Below are 17923 nucleotides of genomic sequence, written 5' to 3' on the forward strand. Positions count from 1 at the left end.
CCCCCCGTTCCCCCCGTGCACTGACGCCCCTTCCCCGGAGCCGCGCCCACCGTCGCCGCCGGGTGGTCCCATGGTGAGCCCGTCCCCCGACGCGGGTGCCGGGTTCTGGTCGGAACGGCCCGGATTCGTCCAGCGGCTCGGGCTGTCCGCCTCGTTCACGCTGTGCGTCGGGCTGGCCGCGGTCGGGTTCACCGGGTTCCTCGCGACATCGGAGATGCTCGCCCCCGCGCAGGCCTCCTGGTCCGGCGCCCATCCGCTCGGCGCGGGGGGCCCGGACCCCGAGCCGACGACGGCCGAGGCCCCGCTGACCGACACCGGCGGCGACCCGCTGCTCGACAACGCCCTCTACGAGGTCGGCGAGCTGGGCGAGGTCACGTGCGTCGTCCCCGAACTGGACGCGGACGACCCCGCGTCGATGGAGGCGTTCGTGCACGCCGTCGCCGACTGCCTCGACCAGGCCTGGAGCGCGTACTTCGCGGAGGCCGGGCTGGAGTTCACCTCCCCCAACCGCGTGTACTGGTACGCCGAGGGGCACAGCCCGTGCGGCCCCTTCCCCAAGGAGGACACGGCGGCGTTCTACTGCCAGGCCAACCAGGGCCTGTACCTGGGGGTGGAGGACATCGTCTCGGCCTCGGCGGGCGCCGACCGGCCCGAGGCCTACACCTTCCTGCTCAGCCACGAGTACGGGCACCACGTCCAGGGCCAGTCCCGCATGCTCGCCGAGTTCCGGTCCGACCGCGCCGAGGCGGACCCCGAGACCGCCGACGAACTGACCCGCCGCAACGAACTCCAGGCCGACTGCCTCGGCGGGGTGTTCCTCGGCGCGTCCGGGGCGTCCCTCGACCTCGGCGCGCGGGAGCGGGCGAATATCCTCGACGACGTCGCCCGGCGCAGTGACCACGGAGCCGAGCGCACGCACGGACAGGCGTCCAGCGCCCGCCTGTGGACCGAACACGGCATGGACCGAAGGGACCCGGCCGCGTGCAACACATGGAAGGCCGACGGGGAGCTGGTGCGGTGAGAGGCGTGACGGACCCGGTCGGCCACCGGGCCCGCCAGGCCAACCGGCGTGTGCTCGGCACGGTGGCCGCCCTGCTCTCACTGCTCATGGCTCTGGCGGTGCTCTCGTGGTCCACGGTCGAGGACGGCGGGGGCGCCGCCTCCGGGTCCGCGGCCGACGGCGCCGACCGGTCCCCGCCCAGCGGCTCCGCCGACGCGGCGGACCTCGCACACCGTCCCGACCAGCGCGGACGCCCGTCCGGTCGCACCGCGCTGGTGGCCAATCCGCTCTACGACACCGGCCGCCTCAGTCCGCTCCCCTGCCCGGTGCCCGAGCCGGACGTCGAGGATCCCGACACGATGGAGGACTTCCTCCACCGGGTCGCGGACTGCCTGGACGACGCGTGGGGCACCCAGTTCGCGCGGGCGGGGATCCCGTTCGAGCCGCCGGACCGCGTGTTCTGGGACGAACCCGGGGTGAGCCCGTGCCGCGCCTACCCGTCCGCCGCCGGAGCCTTCTACTGCCGGGCCAGCCTGAGCATCTACATCGGCACCGCCGACGTGGTGGAGAAGTGGAACGGCGCCACCGACAGCGTGGTGTACGCGTCCCTGCTCGCGCACGAGTACGGGCACCACGTGCAGGGCGAGTCCGGCCTGCTGGACTACTACCACGAGCAGCGCCGTCTCGAGGTCGACGCCCTGGAGCGCAACGCGTGGACACGGCGGAGCGAACTCCAGGCCAACTGTCTGGCCGGCGCGTTCCTCGGCTCGGTCCGCCTCGGCTACCCGCTGGACGGGGACGATCTCGCGGCGCTCCTCGACGACGCGGCCGCCACCGCCGACCGCGAGGACGGCGACGAGGAGGAACGCACCCACGGGTCGGCGGACAACGGCGTGTGGTGGACCAGGCGGGGGTGGGAGGAGCAGACACCCGGCGCGTGCAACACGTGGGACGTCACCGACGAGTCACTCGTGCAGTAACGCTGTCGTGCGCTCACCCAGCGTGGCAGGATGCTGGATATGTCGGACCCCGCCCCGCCCCCCGGACTCCCCGCCGCCTCCGACCGGCCGAGCCCCGCACCCGAGCGCGTCGAGCTGCGCGTGCACGGCGTGGCGGGCGGCACGGCCGAGGAACTCCTCGATGTCGAACCGGCCATGCGGGTGGCCGGTGACGGCCTCGCGGGCTTCTTCCGCTGGCGCGGCCGGGACGACACCGAGACCGTTCCCGGTGTGCGCCGCGAGATCTTCGCGTGGGGGAACCTGACCTCGGGCAGTTCCTCGCGCGCTCTGTGGCTGCTGTTACTCCCGTTCATGCTGCTCAACCTGGCGTACTGGACGCGGCCGAGCCGCGTCGACCGGAGCCCGGGCGGCGCACGCCGGGCGGCCGACCACGTCTACGACGGCTCGGTCCGCCTGCTCGCACTGTCCCTGACCGTGCTCATCACCCTGGCGGCCGCGGGGATCGGCATGGACCTGGTCGCGTGGCAGTGCACGGCCCAGGCGGAGGCGTGCGTCCGCGCCCGCCCGTGGCTGACCTTCCTGGCCGCCCCCTCCTCACCCCTGTGGGCCCCGGGCACCGCCCTGCTCCTCGGCGCCCTGCTCCCGGTGGCCGTGGTCGCGGTGCTCTGGCACCTGTCGCGGCGCACCGAGGGCGAGTACGAGGTCGTCCGGGGACCGGTCCCCCCGGTGACCAGCGACACCGCCCCGCTCAGCCGCCCCGGCTTCTGGCACAACGGCGAGATCCTGGCGCGGCTCCGGTCCGCGCACATCGCGGTGGCCCTGGGAACGGTGGCCGTCCTGCTCCTCGTCCCCGCCCTGCGGCACGACCTCGCCGACGGCGGGAGCGTCCTGTCCGGACTGTCGGCGGTCGGTGCGGTTCTGGCGGTGCTCCTGGGGACGGTGATGATCGCGAGCGCAGGGAGCGTCGTGGTTCCCGACGCGGATCCGAGGCGCAACGGACGCGTGGACCGCGTCTGCCGGATGCTGCGGGACGCGGCGGTCACGGTCACCGCGGGGGTGGCCGCCTACACCGCGTGGCCGCGTCCGTCCTGGACGGCGTGGGGCCGTCTGCCGGGTCACGGCGCGACGCTCAACGCGCTGTTCACCGCCCAGGGACTCCTGGTGCTGGCATTGCTGGCGGCCTCGGCGGTGTTGTACGCGTCGGACCGCGCCCACGACCGTTCGGCGATGCGGGGTATGGCGGGACCGGCGACCGCCGCGCTGGGCGCCCTCCTCGGGGGCGGCTTCTCCGCCGCGCTCGTCTACCAGGGCTCGCTGTGGCTGAGCGGGTGCGACGCCCTGACTCCGGGCGGGCCCGCCTGCCTGGAGCTGGCCCCGCCGACGGCGTACTCCTGGCTGCAGCTCGCGTTCACCCTGGAGGCGGTGATCGCGCTGGTCGTGGTGGCCGCGATCGCGGTCGCCCTGCGCCGTGCCACCCGCGCCCACCTCCCGGCCGTCACCGAGCACTACGCCCGCAGTGTGCGTGACCGGCGCACGTGGGAGATCGCCCGCGCCCGGGCCATGGGGCGGATGACCGAGGCCCTGCCCGCCGTCCTGGCCGCCTTCCTGGCGCCGGCGTTGCCGTTGGTGGTGCTCGTCCTCTACTCGACGTTCTCCGGCGACGTGGCCGCGGGCCCGCGGCCCGCCGACACCGCGGTGTCCGGCGGGATCGAGGGGATCGCCCGGGAGACGGTGGCGCTGATGGTCAGCGTCGGGTCGGTCCTGGGCGGCGCGGCGCTGCTGGGTGTGGCCTGGGTCGGCCGGAGCGCCTACCGGGACCGCCCGACGCGGCAGGCGGTGGGCGTTCTGTGGGACGTGGGCACATTCTGGCCGCGCGTGGCGCACCCGCTGGCGCCGCCCTCCTACGCCGAGCGCGCGGTGCCGCAGCTGACCGCCCGGGTGGCGCGGCTGGTCCGCGACGGAGCCGACGTGGTGCTCTCGGGCCACTCGCAGGGGTCCGTGCTCGCCGCCGCCACGGTCTGGCAGTTGCCGGAGGACTGCGCGGGGCGGGTCGCGCTCGTGACCCACGGGTCCCCGCTCGACCGCCTCTACGCCCGCTACTTCCCCGCCTACTTCGGCCCCTACGCCTTCGCCGACCTGCGGCGCCGGGTGTCGGGCTGGCGGAACCTGTGGCGGGTCACCGACGCCATCTCCGACCCGGTGCGCACGAAGGAGCGCTCCGGCGACAGGCCGGACGTCCCGGAGGTGATCCCTCCGGCCGAGCCCCTGCCCGACCCCCGCGCCTACGACCCGCCGCCGGGCGAGGCGCTGCGCCCGGAGATCCTGCGGCACGCCCGCTACACGGACGACCCCGCCTACGCGGAGTCGCTGTGGAAGGTGCTGAACGATATGGGCGACCACCGCGCCTGAGGCCCGTCGCCCCGGTGAGGGCCGTGGCCGAACGGTCTACCAGGGGCCGTAGGGGCCGTTGTTGCGGCCGCCGCCCGCACCCTTGACCGCCGGGCGCACGTCGAGGAGGAAGACGAGGGTCGCGACCAGGCCGAGGATGACGAACATGCCGGTTCCGGAGAACACCGCGAGGAGGGACAGACCCGTGGCGGCGCCGGTGAGGATGAGCCAGAGCTTCTTGGTCTGCTTGTCCATCAGCTCGAACGCCTGGGCGGGTGTGCGGATCACCTCGATCAGGGCGTACAGACTGGCCACGAAGGTGACCAGGTAGATGGCCTGCCAGATCATTCCGAACACAACACACTCCCGACGACGCGTTCCGGCGGGGGTCCCGCCCGCTCTCCACGGTAAACGCACCGGGGCCGCCGATCGTGCCCAGCGGGGTCGGGCGTCACAGACGGGTACCCGGTGGGTCACACGGGGATGTGCCAGAGGCAGGTGACCGACGCGAGGAGGAACGCGGAGCCGCCCATGATGAACGCGCCCGCGTGGTACGGGAGTTCGGTGTCGGGACGCAGGAGCCGGTTGACGCGACGCACCACCCCGGCCTGGGCGGACGCCTCCAGGGCAGCCATCGCCCCGGCGGGCACCGGCGCGGGTCCGGCGGCGCCGAACCTCAGGAGTGCCATGGCGAGCTCGCGGGAGGAACTCGTCCGGCGGGCCTGGTCGTCGGCGCACATCTCGATGAGCAGGGCGACGCTCTCGTAGTACGTCCGGATCAGGGGGACGCGCGGGAAGGCGCGCTTGAGCGAGGAGAAGGGCAGCAGCACGAGGTCGTGGCGCTGGCGCAGGTGGGCGTGCTCGTGGGCCAGGACGGCGGCCAGTTCGCGGTGGTCGAGGACCGCGAGGGCGCCGGCGCTGATGACGACCTGGGACCGCAGCACGCCGGGCAGGCAGTACGCGGCGGCGGCCGGGTGGTCGACCACCCGGGCGCCGGGGACGTCGGGGTGTTCGCTGGCCACGAGTTCGAGGAGGTCGTGGTGGCGGCGGCGCACCCGCACGACGTGCACGAACGAGGAGACCAGTCCGTAGAAGAGGACGAGGGTGAGCGCGATCGCCAGGACCACGGCCGCGATGTGGCTGACGCCCTCCAGCCCGCGGGAGAGTTCGGTGAGCACGAGTTCACCGGACACGACGTCGGTGACCAGCGCGAGCAGGCCTGCCGCGGCGCCGAGTTCGTAGGTGGACAGTCCGTAGGCGAGCAGCGCGCCGATGGTGGACACACCCCACGCCAGGCCCAGTGCCTGCCAGGTGATCACGGCCGTGTAGGGGCCGCGCGACGGCCATTCCGCCCGGTGGAGGGCCTCCATGGCGAGCACGCAGCCGACCGCGACGAGGGAGAGGAGGGCGGCACTGACCATTCGGACTAGTTCCTTGGCTGCTCGATTTCCGCGAGTGCGCGCCGGAGCGCGTCAGCCTCCTGGCCGTCCATGGACTGGACGAAGGCGGCCAGGGCGGCGTCACGGTCTCCCGTCTGCCCGAGCGCGTCGAACATCAGCTCGGACACGTACGCCTCACGGCTGGCTGCCGGACGGTACCGCCACGCACGACCCTCACGTGCCCGGGTGACGACCTTCTTCTTGGCCAGTCGGTCGAGCACGGTCATGACGGTCGTGTGTGCGAGGTCGCGCTCGGCGAGGGCCTTGCCCACCTCGCGAACCGTCATCGGTTCGTTCTGCGCCCACAGTACATCCATCACCGCGCGTTCGAGTTCGCCTAGCCGAGTCATGACGTCGAGTCTACCGGGGCTAGTACTACAGTCTGTCGTACCCCCACGTTAAATCCTGGTCACCCGTGGGCAAGGGGGTTCCAGCCACCCGACGGAAGCGGGAAGGAAGGGAACATGGACCGTACACGGCGCACACGCCTCACCGTGGTCAGGGGCGACATCACCGAGCAGCGGGTCGACGCGATCGTCAACGCGGCCAACAGCTCTCTGCTCGGCGGGGGCGGCGTCGACGGCGCGATCCACCGCAGGGGCGGCAAGGCCGTCCTGGAGGAGTGCCGACGGCTGCGCGCCTCCCACTACGGCGGCGGTCTGCCGACCGGCCGGGCGGTGGCCACGACCGCGGGCCTCCTGCCCGCGCGGTGGGTGATCCACACGGTCGGCCCGGTGTACAGCGCGTCGGAGGACCGGAGCGCGCTGCTCGCGTCGTGCTTCACGGAGTCGCTCCGGGTGGCGCACGAGCTGGGCGCGGAGTCGGTGGCCTTCCCCGCGGTCTCCACGGGCGTCTTCCGGTGGCCCGTGGACGACGCGGCGCGGATCGCGGCGGAGGCGATCCACGGGGCGCGGGTCCGGGTGCCGGAGATCCGGCTCGTCCTGTTCGACGACCGCACCCTGACCGCCTTCCAGCGGGCCTTCGACACGACCTGACGCGGCGGCGGCCGTCCCCGTCGCCCTCACCGGCCCGGGTCGGCGATCGGCGGCGGGTAGCCGTCCGGCGGCTCCGGCTCCCGCCACGGTGTGAGCGCCCGCCTGCCCGGCAGGCCCCGCAGTTCCGGCACGTGGCGGCGGACGTAGTCGCCCTCGGGGTCGAACCGGCGGGCCTGGCGCAGGGGGTTGAACGCGCGGTTGGGCCTGGTGTCGTTCCCGGTCCCGGCGATCCACTGCCAATTGCCGTAGTCGTCGGCGACGTCCCCGTCCACCAGGTGGGCGTGGAAGTGGTCGGCGCCCGCCCTCCAGTGCACGCGCAGGGTCCGGGTGAGGAAGGCCGCGGTGATCATGCGCGCCCGGTTGTGCATGAACCCCTCCCCCAGGAGCTGGCGCATGCCCGCGTCCACGATCGGAACTCCGGTCACGCCCCGGCGCCAGGCGTCGAGGGCGTCCGGGTCCTCACGCCACCCGCGGTCCCCGCTCCGGTAGTCGCGTACGGGCAGTTCGGGAAAGGCGCGCGCGACCTGGTGGTGGAAGTCCCTCCACGCGAGCTGGCGGACGAACTCCTCGGTCCCCGCACCCGCCCGGGCGGCCTCGGCCGCCTCGGTGACCTCCAGCGCTGACAGGCAGCCGAAGCGCAGGTCCGCGGACAGGTGGGAGGTGGCCGCGGCGGGTAGGCGGTCGCGTTCCCGCGCGTACCGGACCAGGCCCCGGTCCAGCCAGGAGTCCAGCCGCGCACGCGCCGCCGCCTCCCCGCCGGTGAGGCGGTCCCGCGCCGCCGTCCCGATCCCCGCCGCCGCCAGCCCGTCCGGGACGGCGCCGGGGGCGACGCCCTCGGGCAGGCGCACCTCCCGCGGGGCGGGCAGGACGGCCCTGCGGCCGTACTCCGCCCAGGCTCGCCAGTAGGGGGTGAAGACCCTGTAGTGGTCGGCGCCCGCCGGGGTGACCTCACCCGGGGGAACCACCGTCAGTCCGGGGAACGGGCGCACGCTCAGACCAATCCTCCGCAGCAGGTCCTCCCGCCGGGCGGCGAGCCGGGAGACCCCCGCGGTCAGGAACACCGCCTCGGCGCCGGTCCGCTCCGCGAGCGCGCGGACGTGTCCGGCCGTGTCCCCCTCCCGGACGACCAGGTCGCCGCCGCGCGCCCGCAACGCGGCGCGCAGGCCGGCGAGCGCCTCGGACAGGTAGCCGCACCGGTTGCGGGCGGAGCGGCGCACGATCCGCGGATCGACCACGAACAGGGGCAGCACGGTTTCGCCGGCGTCGACGGCCGCCGTCAGCGCCGGGTGGTCGTGGACACGCAGGTCCTGGGTGAACAGCACGATGGTCGGCGACACCCATCCCCCTCACTCACGGCGACCGTTCACTGTCCGAGCGTAGCGGTGGCGCGGAGGGGATCCGCCCCGGATCCCGGGTAGGGGAACGGTATGTACACGGCACACGAGCCGACGGCCGCCGTCCGACCCAGGGTGGGGGTGTCGAGCTGCCTGCTCGGCGCGCCTGTCCGCTACAACGGGGGCCACTCCCGCTCACGGTTCCTCACCGACGAACTCGACCGCCACGTGGACTGGATTCCGGTGTGCCCGGAGGCGGAGATCGGTCTGGGCGTGCCGCGTCCGACGCTGCGGCTCCAGAGGCGCGACGGGGCCGACCGGGTGGTCTCCAGCGGGGACGGCGCCGACCGCACCGACGACCTCGCGGCCGTCGCCGACCACCACGTCCTCCCGTTGCGCCGGGCGGACGGCTACGTCCTCAAGAACAGGTCGCCCAGCTGCGGGCTGCTCGCCCTGCCGGTGTTCTCGCCCGACGGGAACCGGGTCGGCGGCACGGGCCGGGGCGCCTTCGCCGAGCGGTTGACCCGGCTCCTCCCGGACCTGCCGGTCGAGGAGTCCGGCCGCCTGTCCGACGCCGCGCTTCGGGAGCACTTCGTCCAGCGCGTCTTCGCGCACGCCCGCCTGCGCGCGCTCCTGGAGTCGGACTGGCGACCGCGCGACCTCGTGGACTTCCACACGCGCCACAAGCTCCAGCTGATGTCGCACTCGCCCGAGGGGTACCGCAGGACGGGCGGGATCGTGGCCCGGGCCGGATCGGCCGACCGGGACGAGACCGCCGCCGCCTACCGGACCGCGTTCCACCGGGCGATGGCGGTGCGGAGCACGCGGGGCAGGCACGCCAACGCGCTGCAGCACGCGTTCGGACTGATCAGCCCGCTCCTGGACGACACGCGCAGACACGATCTGCTGGCGGCGATCGAGGACTACCGCGCGAAGCTGTCGCCGTTGAGCGTCCCGGTCACGCTCCTGCGGCACCACTGCGCGGCCGAGGACGTCGCGTGGGTGCGCGAGCAGACCTACCTGCTCCCGTACCCGGACGAACTGCGCCTGCGGCACGCCCTGGTGGTCTGAGCCGGGGGCGGCCGCCGGATCACCGCGTGGCGGCCGGGTGCTCCCGGCGCCCCACGGGACACTCGGTGCGGAACACGTGGCTTGGGGTTCAAGCGGCAACCTCCACACACAAAGCCCTCGGTCAACTACAGTGAGTCACATTCCGTACCGCTCCGCCCCGCTGGGAGTGGATTCCGGTCAACCCCGACCCTGAGGTTTCGGTGTGTTCGCGACATTCTCCCGACGGGCCGTCGTGCTCGTCTCCTCGTGCACGGTCGTCGTCTCCGCGGCGGTCCTGGCCACCACCCCGCCCGGGGGGCTCCCCGGACAGCTCGGCGAACGCCTGCTCGGCACCGGTCCCGAGGTCGTCACCGGCGAGGTCCGCTTCCCGCCCGTGCGGGGCGAGACCACGCCCGCGCCGATCCCGCAGCCGGGCCAGGTCGCCGTCTGCGACGAGGCGGGACGGGACGAGGTGGTCACCCTCCCCGACCCCGGCGCGCCCGAGGGCGGCCGTCCCCTGTGGATCCGCCGCCCGCCCGGCCCCGACAGCGCCGACCTGCCCGTGCTGTACCTGCTGCACGGATCGGCCTCCACGCACCGCACGCTGATGGACGAGCGGGTCGGGGAGCTGCTGGACGAGCAGATGTGCCGTGCTGGGGTCGAGTTCGTCGTCGCCGCCCCCTACGGGCAGGTGGAGTGGGGGGCGACCACCGAGTGGGGGGACGCGGCGGACGGCTCCTTCGCGTTGGAGTCGTTCCTCACCGGCCCCGCGATCCACGCGGTGGAGGGCGACCACGTCCGGCCACGGGGGTTGCGCGCGATCGGCGGTTTCTCCATGGGCGGCTACGGCGCGGCGGCCGTCTCCCTGCGCAACCCCCGCCGCTACGGGCAGGCGGTGAGCTGGGGCGGGTACTTCCGGGTGGACGACCCGGACGGGATCTTCGGCGTCGACCCCCAGGACCGCTCCCCCGATCGGCTGCTCGACTCGTCGGCGGCACACCTCCGGTTCGTGCTGGTCGAGGGCGAGGACGACCACACGCCGCTCCAGGAGGGCAGCATCCACGGCGAGGCGGAGCGCTTCGCCGGGCTGCTCGCCGAGGCGGGTATGACGGTGGCCACGCTCAGCCCGCGCGGCGGCCACGACTTCCGGACCTGGACGCGGAGTTTCCCCGACACGGTCGACTTCCTGGTGTCGGGGTGGTCCGCCACCCCCTGATGCGGCGTGCCGCCAATACCAGGACCCTCGGACAATCCGGGTGGGAACAGTGTGTACCTTCGTCGCTGTTGACGACAGCGGCCGTATACACGATCGGAAGGGACCACCGGTGTCCGGAAACGTGCCTGAGCGAGAACAGACGGCGGTTCCGTCCCGCGTCGCGACCGTCAGTCTGCACACCTCTCCGCTCGACCAGCCCGGCACGGGCGACGCCGGTGGACTCAACGTGTACGTCGTCGAGGTGGCACGGCGCATGGCCGACCGGGGCGTGGCCGTGGACGTGTTCACCAGGGCCACCAGCGCCGACCTCCCCCCGGTCGTCGAGCTCGTGCCCGGCGTGAACGTGCGGCACGTGCCCGCCGGTCCCTACGGCCGCCTGGACAAGCACGCGCTCAACGACCACCTGTGTCCGTTCATCTTCGGCATGCTCCGCGCCGAGGCCCAGGGCGAACCCGGCCACTACGACCTGGTCCACGGCCACTACTGGCTGTCCGGCAGGGCCGGCGTCGTGGCCGCGCGCCGGTGGGGCGTGCCGCTCGTGCAGTCGATGCACACGATGGCGCGGGTCAAGAACGCCTCCCTCGCCGAGGGCGACTCCCCTGAGCCGGAGGCGCGGGTCCGCGGCGAGGACCAGCTCGTGCGGCAGGCCGACATGCTCATCGCCAACACCGACGACGAGGCCCGCCAGCTGCGCGAGTTCTACGGCGCGCGCGACGAGCGGATCAGCACCATCCCGCCCGGCGTCGACCTGGAGGTCTTCACCCCCGGCGCGCGCGACGAGGCGCTGCGCCGGATCGGGCTGGCGCCCGGAACCGAGCTCCTGCTGTTCGTCGGTCGCGTGCAGCGGCTCAAGGCCCCCGACATCCTCATCCGCGCCGCCGCGCGCCTGCTCGACCGCGACCCCTCCCTGCGCTCGCGCCTGGTGGTCGGCGTGGTCGGCGGCCTGTCCGGCGGCGGCACACGCGAACCGGGGCTGCTGGCCGATCTGGCGCGCTCCCTGGGCGTGGCCGACGTGGTCCGGATCGAACCGCCGCAGGACCGCGTGCGGCTGGCCGACTACTACCGGGCCGCCACGGCGACCGTCGTCCCCTCCTACTCCGAGTCGTTCGGGCTGGTCGCGGTGGAGTCCCAGGCCTGCGGCACACCGGTGGTGGCGTCGCGGGTGGGCGGACTGACCACGGCGGTCGCGGACGGGACCTCCGGGGTGCTCGTGGAAGGGCACGACCCCGACGACTACGCGGCCGTGCTGCACCGGCTGGTCACCCAGCCCGCGTGGCGTGCCAGACTCGCGGTGGCGGCCCCACGGCACGCGGCGACCCTGGGCTGGTCGCGGACGGTGGACGAGCTGCTGGACGTGTACCGGGAGAGCACCGTCCCGCGCCCGCTGCCGATGGCCGCGTGCCGGTGACGGATCGAGGGGAAGGAACCGACGTGGGAACGGATGCGGCGCGCGAGGCCGCGGCCCGGGCGATCGCCGAGGCGGTGGCCGAGGCCGGGCTGGAGACGGAACGCCCGCGTGAGGGCTCCTTCCTCGTCACCCTGCCGGGGACGGCCAAGCTCAAGACGCTGGTGTGGCTGGAGGTCGGTCCGCACAGCCTGACGCTGACGTCGTTCTTCTGCCGCCAGCCGGACGAGAACCACGCCGCCTTCTACCGGTGGCTGATGCGCCGCAACTCCGACATGTACGGGATGGCGTTCGCGGCCGACGACGCCGGCGACGTGTACCTGCGCGGCCGCCTGCCGCTGGAGGGGATCACCCCGGACGAGGTCGACCGGCTGCTGGGCTGCGCGCTCACCTACACGGACGAGAACTTCAACGCGGCGCTGGAGCGCGGGTTCGCGTCGGCGATCCGCAAGGAGTGGCGCTGGCGGGCCGAACGCGGCCACGACATGCGCAACCTGAGGGCGTTCGCGCACCTGGCCGAACCCGCGCACCACGAGTAGCGGACGGGGTCGCTCCCGAAGCGGGCGGGCGGGGTGGATACGCTGGATGCCATGGGAACTCTGGTACTGCTGCGACACGGTGAGAGTGTCTGGAACGCGAAGGGCCTGTTCACCGGGTGGGTGGACGTGGACCTGTCCGCCACGGGCGAGGACGAGGCCCGCCGTGGCGGGGAACTGCTCAAGGCCGCCGGGATCACCCCGGACATCGTCCACACCTCCCTCCTCAAGCGCGCGATCCGCACGGCCAACCTCGCGCTGGAGACCGCCGACCTGCACTGGCTTCCTGTCCAGCGCACCTGGCGGCTCAACGAGCGCCACTACGGCGCCCTCCAGGGCAAGGACAAGGCGCAGACGCGCGACGAGTACGGCGACGAGCAGTTCATGATCTGGCGCCGGTCGTACGACACCCCGCCGCCGCCGATCGCCGACGACGACCCCTACTCGCAGGCGGGCGACACCCGCTACGCCGGTCTGCCGCCGGAGCTGCTGCCGCGCACCGAGTGCCTCAAGGACGTGCTCGACCGCGCCCTGCCGTACTGGTACGACTCGATCGTCCCCGACCTGGCCGCGGGCCGGACGGTGCTCGTCGCCGCGCACGGCAACTCGCTGCGCGCGTTGGTCAAGCACCTGGACGGAGTCAGCGACGCCGACATCGCGGGGCTGAACATCCCGACCGGCATCCCCCTGCGGTACGACCTCGACGACCGGTTCGAGCCGACCAACCCGGGCGGCACCTACCTGGACCCGGAGGCCGCCGCGGCCGCCATCCAGGCCGTCGCCGACCAGGGCAAGAAGTAGGCCCGGCCCAGGCGTTCCGTGCCCGTGCCTCCGTCGGCGGCGCGGGCACGGCCGTGTCCGGGACCGGGCGGCGGGTGCGTCGGAGCCGTGCTCAGTAGACGAGGGCCTGGGCGCCCTCGCGCAGGGTCTCCTCCACGAACGAGGGGGCCCCGGCGATGCGCACGCCCTCGATGAGGTCCCCCTGTGCCAGGTCCCGGCGCGCCGCGCACTGCGTGCACACCGTCACCCGGCCCGCCGCGAGCACGGCGGCGAGGAGGTCGGCGAGAGGAGCGGCGTGCGGGAGCTCGAAGTCCTCCGCGCGGCCGGGGACGGCGAACCACGCCGATTCCCCGGTCAGCCACAGCGAGACCTCGACACCGCTGGCCACGGCGGCGGCGGCGACCGTGAACGCCTGGTTGCACCGTTCGGGGGCGTCGTGCCCCGCGGTGACCTTGATCACCATAGATCGAGACATGGTCGCCAGCCTACTCAGATTCCGAGGAGGACCAGGACGGTCCCGGCGAGGGCGCAGAAGGCGAGGGCGGCCGAGAAGGCCGCGGCCTCGCGGCGCCGGGGCGACAGCCGCACCGGCTGCGCGTCGACGCCGTGCTCGATGGTCAGACCGCCGCCCTCGGGGGCCGCGATCACCACGCGCCCGTCCCGGACCTGCACCTCGCCGGAGACGCGCACGCGGGCGCCCCGCCGGATCACCCACTCGCGGTACTCGAACTCGATGGTCTCGCCGCGGAAGACACCCGAGATCCGCCCGCGCACGCGCGGCAGGAGGTCGTCGGCGGCGGCCGCCACACCCGGTTGGGGGCGCCCCACCACGCGCTGCAGGCACAGTTCGGCGTCACGGGGCTCACCGTCGGCCGGGTCGACCATGACGCGGTCGCCCTCGTCGGCCGCACCCTCCGCGACCAGTCCGAACAGCTCCTCGGACCCGAACTCCGCGATGGGGTCGCAGGCCCGTTCCCGGACCGCGTTGGCCCCCCGGTCGCGGTTGAGCGGCCAGTAGTGCCGCAGCACCTCGTGGCCGTGCCACACGCACTCGGCCCCGGCCAGGCCGGAGCCGATCGTCCCGGCGGGACCGGGGGCGGCGACACCGGTCAGCGTGACCCGCTGGCCGACGTGCCCGGCCAGGGCGCTCGGGCGCAGGCGGGCCAGGCCGCGCTGACGCAGCCAGCGCCGCACGGCGAGGAAGGTCAGCGGGAGGAGGACCACCGCGGCGACGAGCATCACCGAACCGATCACCAGTAACACAGGCCGCCCCTTCGGAAAGTGCGTGGAGGTCGATGACGACGGTGGGCGTGACACCCCGTGGCCACACCGCGTCGGTGACCATCTTTACCAGCTCTTCGGGAAAGCCGGGCCAATTGGGCATGACCGGAGCCGTGCACGGGGGTGACCGGAGCGGGCTGTCACCGTCACCCTCCGGACGCGGCTACGCTCGGGGACCATGGACGCTGATGTACACCCCGATCTGGCGAAACTGTCCTTCCTGATCGGCCGTTGGGAGGGCGTCGGCGTCGCCGGATACGCCGACGAGGAAGAGTTCCAGTTCGGCCAGGAGATCGAGTTCGCGCAGCGGGGCGACCTGCCCTACCTGGACTACCGCAGCAGGGCATGGCGGATGACCGCCGAGGGGACGCTCGGCGAGCTGATCACCGAGGAGTCCGGCTACTGGCGTGCGCTGTCGGAGGAGGACACGGCGCGGTACGCGAAGGACGACGACGAGAACGTCATCCACCTCGAGGTGCTCATCTCCCACAACGAGGGCTTCATCGAGTCGTACCTGGGCAACGTGTTCGCGAACCGGGTGGAGATGGCCACCAGCGCTGTGATGCACACCATCACCGGACTGGAGGTGACCGCGTCGCACCGGCTCTACGGGCTGTTCGGTGACGACAGGCAGACCCTGGGGTACGCGTGGGACCTGGCGGCGCGGGGCCACGACCTCCGCTCGTACATGTCGGCGCAGATGAAGCGGACCGACAGCAACGACTAGCGCGGAACCCTGCCGGGGTCCGTCCACGGCACGGGCGGACCCCGGGCTGTCTCCCGCCGAGGGGGCGGGGCCGGTCGGACGAGGTCCGGCAGCCCGGGGTCCGGGTGTCCGTCTGGGATTCGCGGCGAACGACGTCGCGCGAACGCGTTGCGTCGCCCTAGCGGACGGCCACCTCGCCAGTCCTAGAGTCAATCATTTCTCGGACCACCTCCTTTCTTGCGTGCCACGACAGTACGTCGCCCGCGACGCCTGGGGCAAATGTTTTTCCTGTGGACATAACAGCAGGTCAAAGACGTGTTTCCGGTGCGCCCGCCGCTGCGGCTACCCTCGGCGGTATGACATCGCCGCTGCTGACCACACCGGGCGCCGTGACCGCCGAGTCGATCGACTCGGGCGTCGCCGCGCACTACGGCGACCCCGCCCACGAGGGCCGCGCCATCGAACGCTCCAGCGCGTGGGTGGACCGGAGCAACAGGGACGTGGTCCGGGTGAGCGGACCCGACCGCCTGGGGTGGCTCAACGATCTGACGAGCCAGCTCACGCGCGGCCTTCCGCCCGGAACCGCGACCGAGGCGCTGGTGCTGGACACGCGGGGCCACCTGCGGCACCACCTGTCGCTGGTGGACGACGGCGAGGCCGCGTGGATCCACACCGAACCCGGCGACGGGCCGGGGCTGGCCGCGTTCCTGGACTCGATGCGGTTCATGCTGCGGGTCGAGGTCGAGGATCTGAGCGCGTCGCGCGCGGTGCTGACGGTGCTCGGACCGGACCGCGCGGCGGCGGTCGCCGCGGTGGCCGCACGGATCGACGGCGTCCCCGTACGCGCCGCCGAGGGCGAGACCGACCTGTTCCTGCCCGCCGAACGGCTGGCGGACGCCGCGCGGGCGCTGACGGAGGCGGGGGCCCGCCCGGCGGGCATGTGGGCCTACGAGGCGCACCGGATCGCCGAGCACCGGGTCCGCCCGGGCGTGGACACCGACGACCGCACGATCCCGCACGAGGTCGACTGGGTGGGCCGCGCGGTGCACCTGGACAAGGGCTGCTACCCGGGTCAGGAGACGGTCGCCCGGGTGCACAACCTGGGTCGGCCCCCGCGCCGACTGGTGCTGCTGCACCTGGACGGGACCGCCGAGCGGCTGCCGGAGGTGGGCGCCGCGATCGAGCTGGAGGGCCGCGCCGTGGGGCGGGTCGGGTCGTCGGCTCGCCACCACGAGCTGGGCCCGATCGCGCTGGGCGTGGTGAAGCGGGCCGCGCCGACCGACGCCGACCTCGTGGTCGAGGGGATCGCGGCGGGCCAGGAGGTCGTCGTGGACCCGGACACGGGGGCCAACGCCCAGATCGACCTGCGCCGCCGCCCGAGGTAACGGCCGGGGCACCGGAGACCGCACCTCGCGGCAGTGGTGGGGTGCGGCACCGGTGACGGCGGGTCCGCCCCGCTGGGACGCCCGCCCGAAATTCGATGGCCGTGTGCCCGGGCGGAGCTCCAGACTGGGGGCATGCACATCCGCGTCGCCACCCCGGCCGACTGGCCCGCCATCTGGCCCTTCTTCTCCTCGATCGTCTCGGCGGGTGAGACGTTCACCTTCCCCACCGACCTCGGACGGGAGGACGGACGCGACTGGTGGCTGCTGCCCGAACCCGACCGGACGGTGGTCGCCGTGGACGGGAACGGGACGGTGCTCGGTACGGCCAAGATGAACAGGAACCACCAGGGAAACTCCGGCCACATCGCCAGTGCCAGCTACATGGTCGACCCCGTCTGTGAGGGCACAGGGGTGGGCCGTGCCCTGTGCGCGTACACGCTGGAGTGGGCCCGTGCGGCGGGCTACCGGGCCATGCAGTTCAACGCGGTCGTGGCGACCAACACGCGCGCGGTGCGGTTGTACACGTCACTCGGGTTCGACGTCGTGGGCACGCTGCCCGACGGGTTCGCTCACCCCGAGCACGGATACGTCGGTCTGCACATCATGCACCGGCTGTTGTGACCGGGACTCCTCGGAACGCGGGCATGGCGGCCCCCGCGGCGGATGCTCCGGCCGCGGGGGCCGTGAGGCGCCCGGTTCCGCGCCGCGCCCTCGCCCCCAGGCGTCAGCCGCTCAGGGCCGCGGCGAGGCGCTCCTCGTGCAGACGCTCACCCCAGGACGGGGCGAGCGGGGGCAGCTGGCCCACACGCCAGCGCAGCAGGAGGTCGGCCAGCGCCGGGTTGCGCGGCAGCGCCGGGCCGTGCAGGTAGGTTCCCAGGATCTGGCCCTGGTAGGCGCCCTCGGTGCGGTCGTCGTTGCCGATGCCGCGCACCGTGGCGGACAGCGGGCGCGCGGACGGACCGATCGCGGTGCGGCCCTGGTGGTTCTCGAATCCGGTGATGCGGCCCACGCCCAGCGAGGGGTCGACGTCGGCGACGATCTCGCCCACGGCCCGGGTCTGGCCGCGTCCGCTGCGGATGTCGAGGATGCCCACGCCTGGCAGCGGCTTGGCCTCGTCGTCGCCGTAGCTCTCGCCGATGATCTGGTACCCGGCGCACACGGCGAAGACACAGGCCCCCCGGGCAGCGGCACGGGCGAGGCCGCCGTCGGCGCGCAGGCGGTCGGCCGCGAGGATCTGCGGGCGGTCCTCACCGCCGCCGAGCAGGTAGATGTCGCCCTGCTCGGGCACGGGGTCGCTGGAGTGGACGTGCACGATCTCGGTGGGGATCCCGCGCAGCTCGGCACGGCGGCGCAGGATGAGGACGTTGCCCTGGTCGCCGTAGGTGCTCAGCAGGTCGGGGTAGATCCACACGATCCGCAGGGCGCTGCTGGTGTCCGTCATGAGTGTCT

At 73.5% G+C, this 17923-nt stretch carries 19 protein-coding genes; 12 read left to right on the forward strand and 7 right to left on the reverse strand.

Translation table 11 applies throughout. From position 1 onward, the window contains the following. Nucleotides 1-70: 70 nt before the first annotated feature. Genes ACIBFB_RS06500 through ACIBFB_RS06510 form a run of 3 tightly spaced genes read left to right on the forward strand, consistent with a single transcriptional unit; the run spans nt 71 to nt 4368 of the window. Nucleotides 71-1021 carry a neutral zinc metallopeptidase gene (locus ACIBFB_RS06500; protein ID WP_397226945.1) on the forward strand — a complete coding sequence of 317 codons (951 nt, stop codon included), beginning with the start codon at nt 71-73 and terminating at the stop codon, nt 1019-1021. A gap of 50 nt (nt 1022-1071) precedes the next feature. Beyond that, complete coding sequence (locus ACIBFB_RS06505; RefSeq protein WP_397227514.1) at nt 1072-1980, forward strand: neutral zinc metallopeptidase; 909 nt, start codon at nt 1072-1074, stop codon at nt 1978-1980. Between the two features lie 39 nt (nt 1981-2019). Continuing rightward, entirely contained in the window at nt 2020-4368 is a 2349-nt protein-coding gene (locus ACIBFB_RS06510) for a hypothetical protein (protein ID WP_397226947.1), read from the forward strand. A 36-nt stretch (nt 4369-4404) separates the two neighbouring features. On the opposite strand, the gene ACIBFB_RS06515 is transcribed toward ACIBFB_RS06510, so the two are convergent. The 3 genes from ACIBFB_RS06515 to ACIBFB_RS06525 form a co-directional block, all read right to left on the reverse strand. Further along, nucleotides 4405-4704: a DUF2516 family protein gene (locus ACIBFB_RS06515; protein ID WP_397226949.1), complete on the reverse strand. Its 300-nt coding sequence runs from the start codon at nt 4702-4704 to the stop codon at nt 4405-4407. Nucleotides 4705-4820: 116 nt separating this feature from the next. Next, nucleotides 4821-5768 (reverse strand): M56 family metallopeptidase, encoded by a 948-nt coding sequence (locus tag ACIBFB_RS06520; RefSeq protein WP_397226951.1) that lies wholly within the window; start codon nt 5766-5768, stop codon nt 4821-4823. Between the two features lie 5 nt (nt 5769-5773). Further along, nucleotides 5774-6136 (reverse strand): BlaI/MecI/CopY family transcriptional regulator, encoded by a 363-nt coding sequence (locus ACIBFB_RS06525; RefSeq protein ID WP_397226953.1) that lies wholly within the window; start codon nt 6134-6136, stop codon nt 5774-5776. A 114-nt stretch (nt 6137-6250) separates the two neighbouring features. Between ACIBFB_RS06525 and ACIBFB_RS06530 the strand changes: the two genes are divergently transcribed. Next, entirely contained in the window at nt 6251-6781 is a 531-nt protein-coding gene (locus ACIBFB_RS06530) for an O-acetyl-ADP-ribose deacetylase (protein ID WP_397226955.1), read from the forward strand. A 26-nt stretch (nt 6782-6807) separates the two neighbouring features. Here the strand turns inward: ACIBFB_RS06530 and ACIBFB_RS06535 are convergent, their stop codons facing one another. Further along, nucleotides 6808-8118, reverse strand: coding sequence for a cryptochrome/photolyase family protein (locus tag ACIBFB_RS06535; protein WP_397226957.1), 1311 nt, complete (start codon nt 8116-8118; stop codon nt 6808-6810). Between the two features lie 90 nt (nt 8119-8208). On the opposite strand from ACIBFB_RS06535, the gene ACIBFB_RS06540 reads away from it, so the two are divergent. From ACIBFB_RS06540 to ACIBFB_RS06560, 5 genes are all read left to right on the forward strand, one after another. Next, nucleotides 8209-9186 carry a YbgA family protein gene (locus ACIBFB_RS06540; protein ID WP_397226959.1) on the forward strand — a complete coding sequence of 326 codons (978 nt, stop codon included), beginning with the start codon at nt 8209-8211 and terminating at the stop codon, nt 9184-9186. A gap of 202 nt (nt 9187-9388) precedes the next feature. Further along, nucleotides 9389-10381, forward strand: a complete 993-nt coding sequence (locus ACIBFB_RS06545; protein ID WP_397226961.1) for an alpha/beta hydrolase — start codon at nt 9389-9391, stop codon at nt 10379-10381. Nucleotides 10382-10490: 109 nt separating this feature from the next. After that, entirely contained in the window at nt 10491-11789 is a 1299-nt protein-coding gene (gene mshA / locus ACIBFB_RS06550) for a D-inositol-3-phosphate glycosyltransferase (protein ID WP_397226963.1), read from the forward strand. Between the two features lie 23 nt (nt 11790-11812). Continuing rightward, entirely contained in the window at nt 11813-12325 is a 513-nt protein-coding gene (locus ACIBFB_RS06555) for a YbjN domain-containing protein (protein WP_397226965.1), read from the forward strand. A 51-nt stretch (nt 12326-12376) separates the two neighbouring features. Beyond that, nucleotides 12377-13123, forward strand: coding sequence for a phosphoglyceromutase (locus tag ACIBFB_RS06560; protein WP_397226967.1), 747 nt, complete (start codon nt 12377-12379; stop codon nt 13121-13123). Nucleotides 13124-13214: 91 nt separating this feature from the next. On the opposite strand, the gene ACIBFB_RS06565 is transcribed toward ACIBFB_RS06560, so the two are convergent. Both ACIBFB_RS06565 and ACIBFB_RS06570 read right to left on the reverse strand, forming a co-directional pair. Beyond that, nucleotides 13215-13577 (reverse strand): DsrE family protein, encoded by a 363-nt coding sequence (locus ACIBFB_RS06565; protein ID WP_397226969.1) that lies wholly within the window; start codon nt 13575-13577, stop codon nt 13215-13217. Nucleotides 13578-13591: 14 nt separating this feature from the next. Beyond that, nucleotides 13592-14365, reverse strand: coding sequence for a GIDE domain-containing protein (locus ACIBFB_RS06570; RefSeq protein ID WP_397226971.1), 774 nt, complete (start codon nt 14363-14365; stop codon nt 13592-13594). Nucleotides 14366-14561: 196 nt separating this feature from the next. On the opposite strand from ACIBFB_RS06570, the gene ACIBFB_RS06575 reads away from it, so the two are divergent. The 3 genes from ACIBFB_RS06575 to ACIBFB_RS06585 all read left to right on the forward strand — a co-directional run bounded on the left by ACIBFB_RS06575 (nt 14562) and on the right by ACIBFB_RS06585 (nt 17095). Continuing rightward, on the forward strand, nt 14562-15110 hold the full coding sequence (locus ACIBFB_RS06575; protein WP_397226973.1) for an FABP family protein: 549 nt from the start codon (nt 14562-14564) through the stop codon (nt 15108-15110). Nucleotides 15111-15445: 335 nt separating this feature from the next. Further along, complete coding sequence (locus tag ACIBFB_RS06580) at nt 15446-16474, forward strand: YgfZ/GcvT domain-containing protein (RefSeq protein WP_397226975.1); 1029 nt, start codon at nt 15446-15448, stop codon at nt 16472-16474. Between the two features lie 132 nt (nt 16475-16606). Next, nucleotides 16607-17095 carry a GNAT family N-acetyltransferase gene (locus ACIBFB_RS06585; protein ID WP_397226977.1) on the forward strand — a complete coding sequence of 163 codons (489 nt, stop codon included), beginning with the start codon at nt 16607-16609 and terminating at the stop codon, nt 17093-17095. Nucleotides 17096-17198: 103 nt separating this feature from the next. Here ACIBFB_RS06585 and ACIBFB_RS06590 read toward each other — a convergent pair whose 3' ends face one another. After that, nucleotides 17199-17915 (reverse strand): type 1 glutamine amidotransferase, encoded by a 717-nt coding sequence (locus ACIBFB_RS06590; protein ID WP_397226979.1) that lies wholly within the window; start codon nt 17913-17915, stop codon nt 17199-17201. Nucleotides 17916-17923: the final 8 nt, after the last annotated feature.

The organism is Nocardiopsis sp. NPDC050513 (assembly GCF_044457925.1).
Classification (GTDB): domain Bacteria; phylum Actinomycetota; class Actinomycetes; order Streptosporangiales; family Streptosporangiaceae; genus Nocardiopsis.

What these genes read in the sequence shown, in the direction of transcription:
- ACIBFB_RS06500 (WP_397226945.1), top strand. Translation starts at nt 71, where the DNA reads ATGGTGAGCCCGTCCCCCGACGCGGGTGCCGGGTTCTGGTCGGAACGG.
- ACIBFB_RS06510 (WP_397226947.1), top strand. Translation starts at nt 2,020, where the DNA reads ATGTCGGACCCCGCCCCGCCCCCCGGACTCCCCGCCGCCTCCGACCGG.
- ACIBFB_RS06520 (WP_397226951.1), bottom strand. Translation starts at nt 5,768, where the DNA reads ATGGTCAGTGCCGCCCTCCTCTCCCTCGTCGCGGTCGGCTGCGTGCTC.
- ACIBFB_RS06525 (WP_397226953.1), bottom strand. Translation starts at nt 6,136, where the DNA reads ATGACTCGGCTAGGCGAACTCGAACGCGCGGTGATGGATGTACTGTGG.
- ACIBFB_RS06530 (WP_397226955.1), top strand. Translation starts at nt 6,251, where the DNA reads ATGGACCGTACACGGCGCACACGCCTCACCGTGGTCAGGGGCGACATC.
- ACIBFB_RS06540 (WP_397226959.1), top strand. Translation starts at nt 8,209, where the DNA reads ATGTACACGGCACACGAGCCGACGGCCGCCGTCCGACCCAGGGTGGGG.
- ACIBFB_RS06560 (WP_397226967.1), top strand. Translation starts at nt 12,377, where the DNA reads ATGGGAACTCTGGTACTGCTGCGACACGGTGAGAGTGTCTGGAACGCG.
- ACIBFB_RS06565 (WP_397226969.1), bottom strand. Translation starts at nt 13,577, where the DNA reads ATGTCTCGATCTATGGTGATCAAGGTCACCGCGGGGCACGACGCCCCC.
- ACIBFB_RS06575 (WP_397226973.1), top strand. Translation starts at nt 14,562, where the DNA reads ATGGACGCTGATGTACACCCCGATCTGGCGAAACTGTCCTTCCTGATC.
- ACIBFB_RS06580 (WP_397226975.1), top strand. Translation starts at nt 15,446, where the DNA reads ATGACATCGCCGCTGCTGACCACACCGGGCGCCGTGACCGCCGAGTCG.
- ACIBFB_RS06585 (WP_397226977.1), top strand. Translation starts at nt 16,607, where the DNA reads ATGCACATCCGCGTCGCCACCCCGGCCGACTGGCCCGCCATCTGGCCC.
- ACIBFB_RS06590 (WP_397226979.1), bottom strand. Translation starts at nt 17,915, where the DNA reads ATGACGGACACCAGCAGCGCCCTGCGGATCGTGTGGATCTACCCCGAC.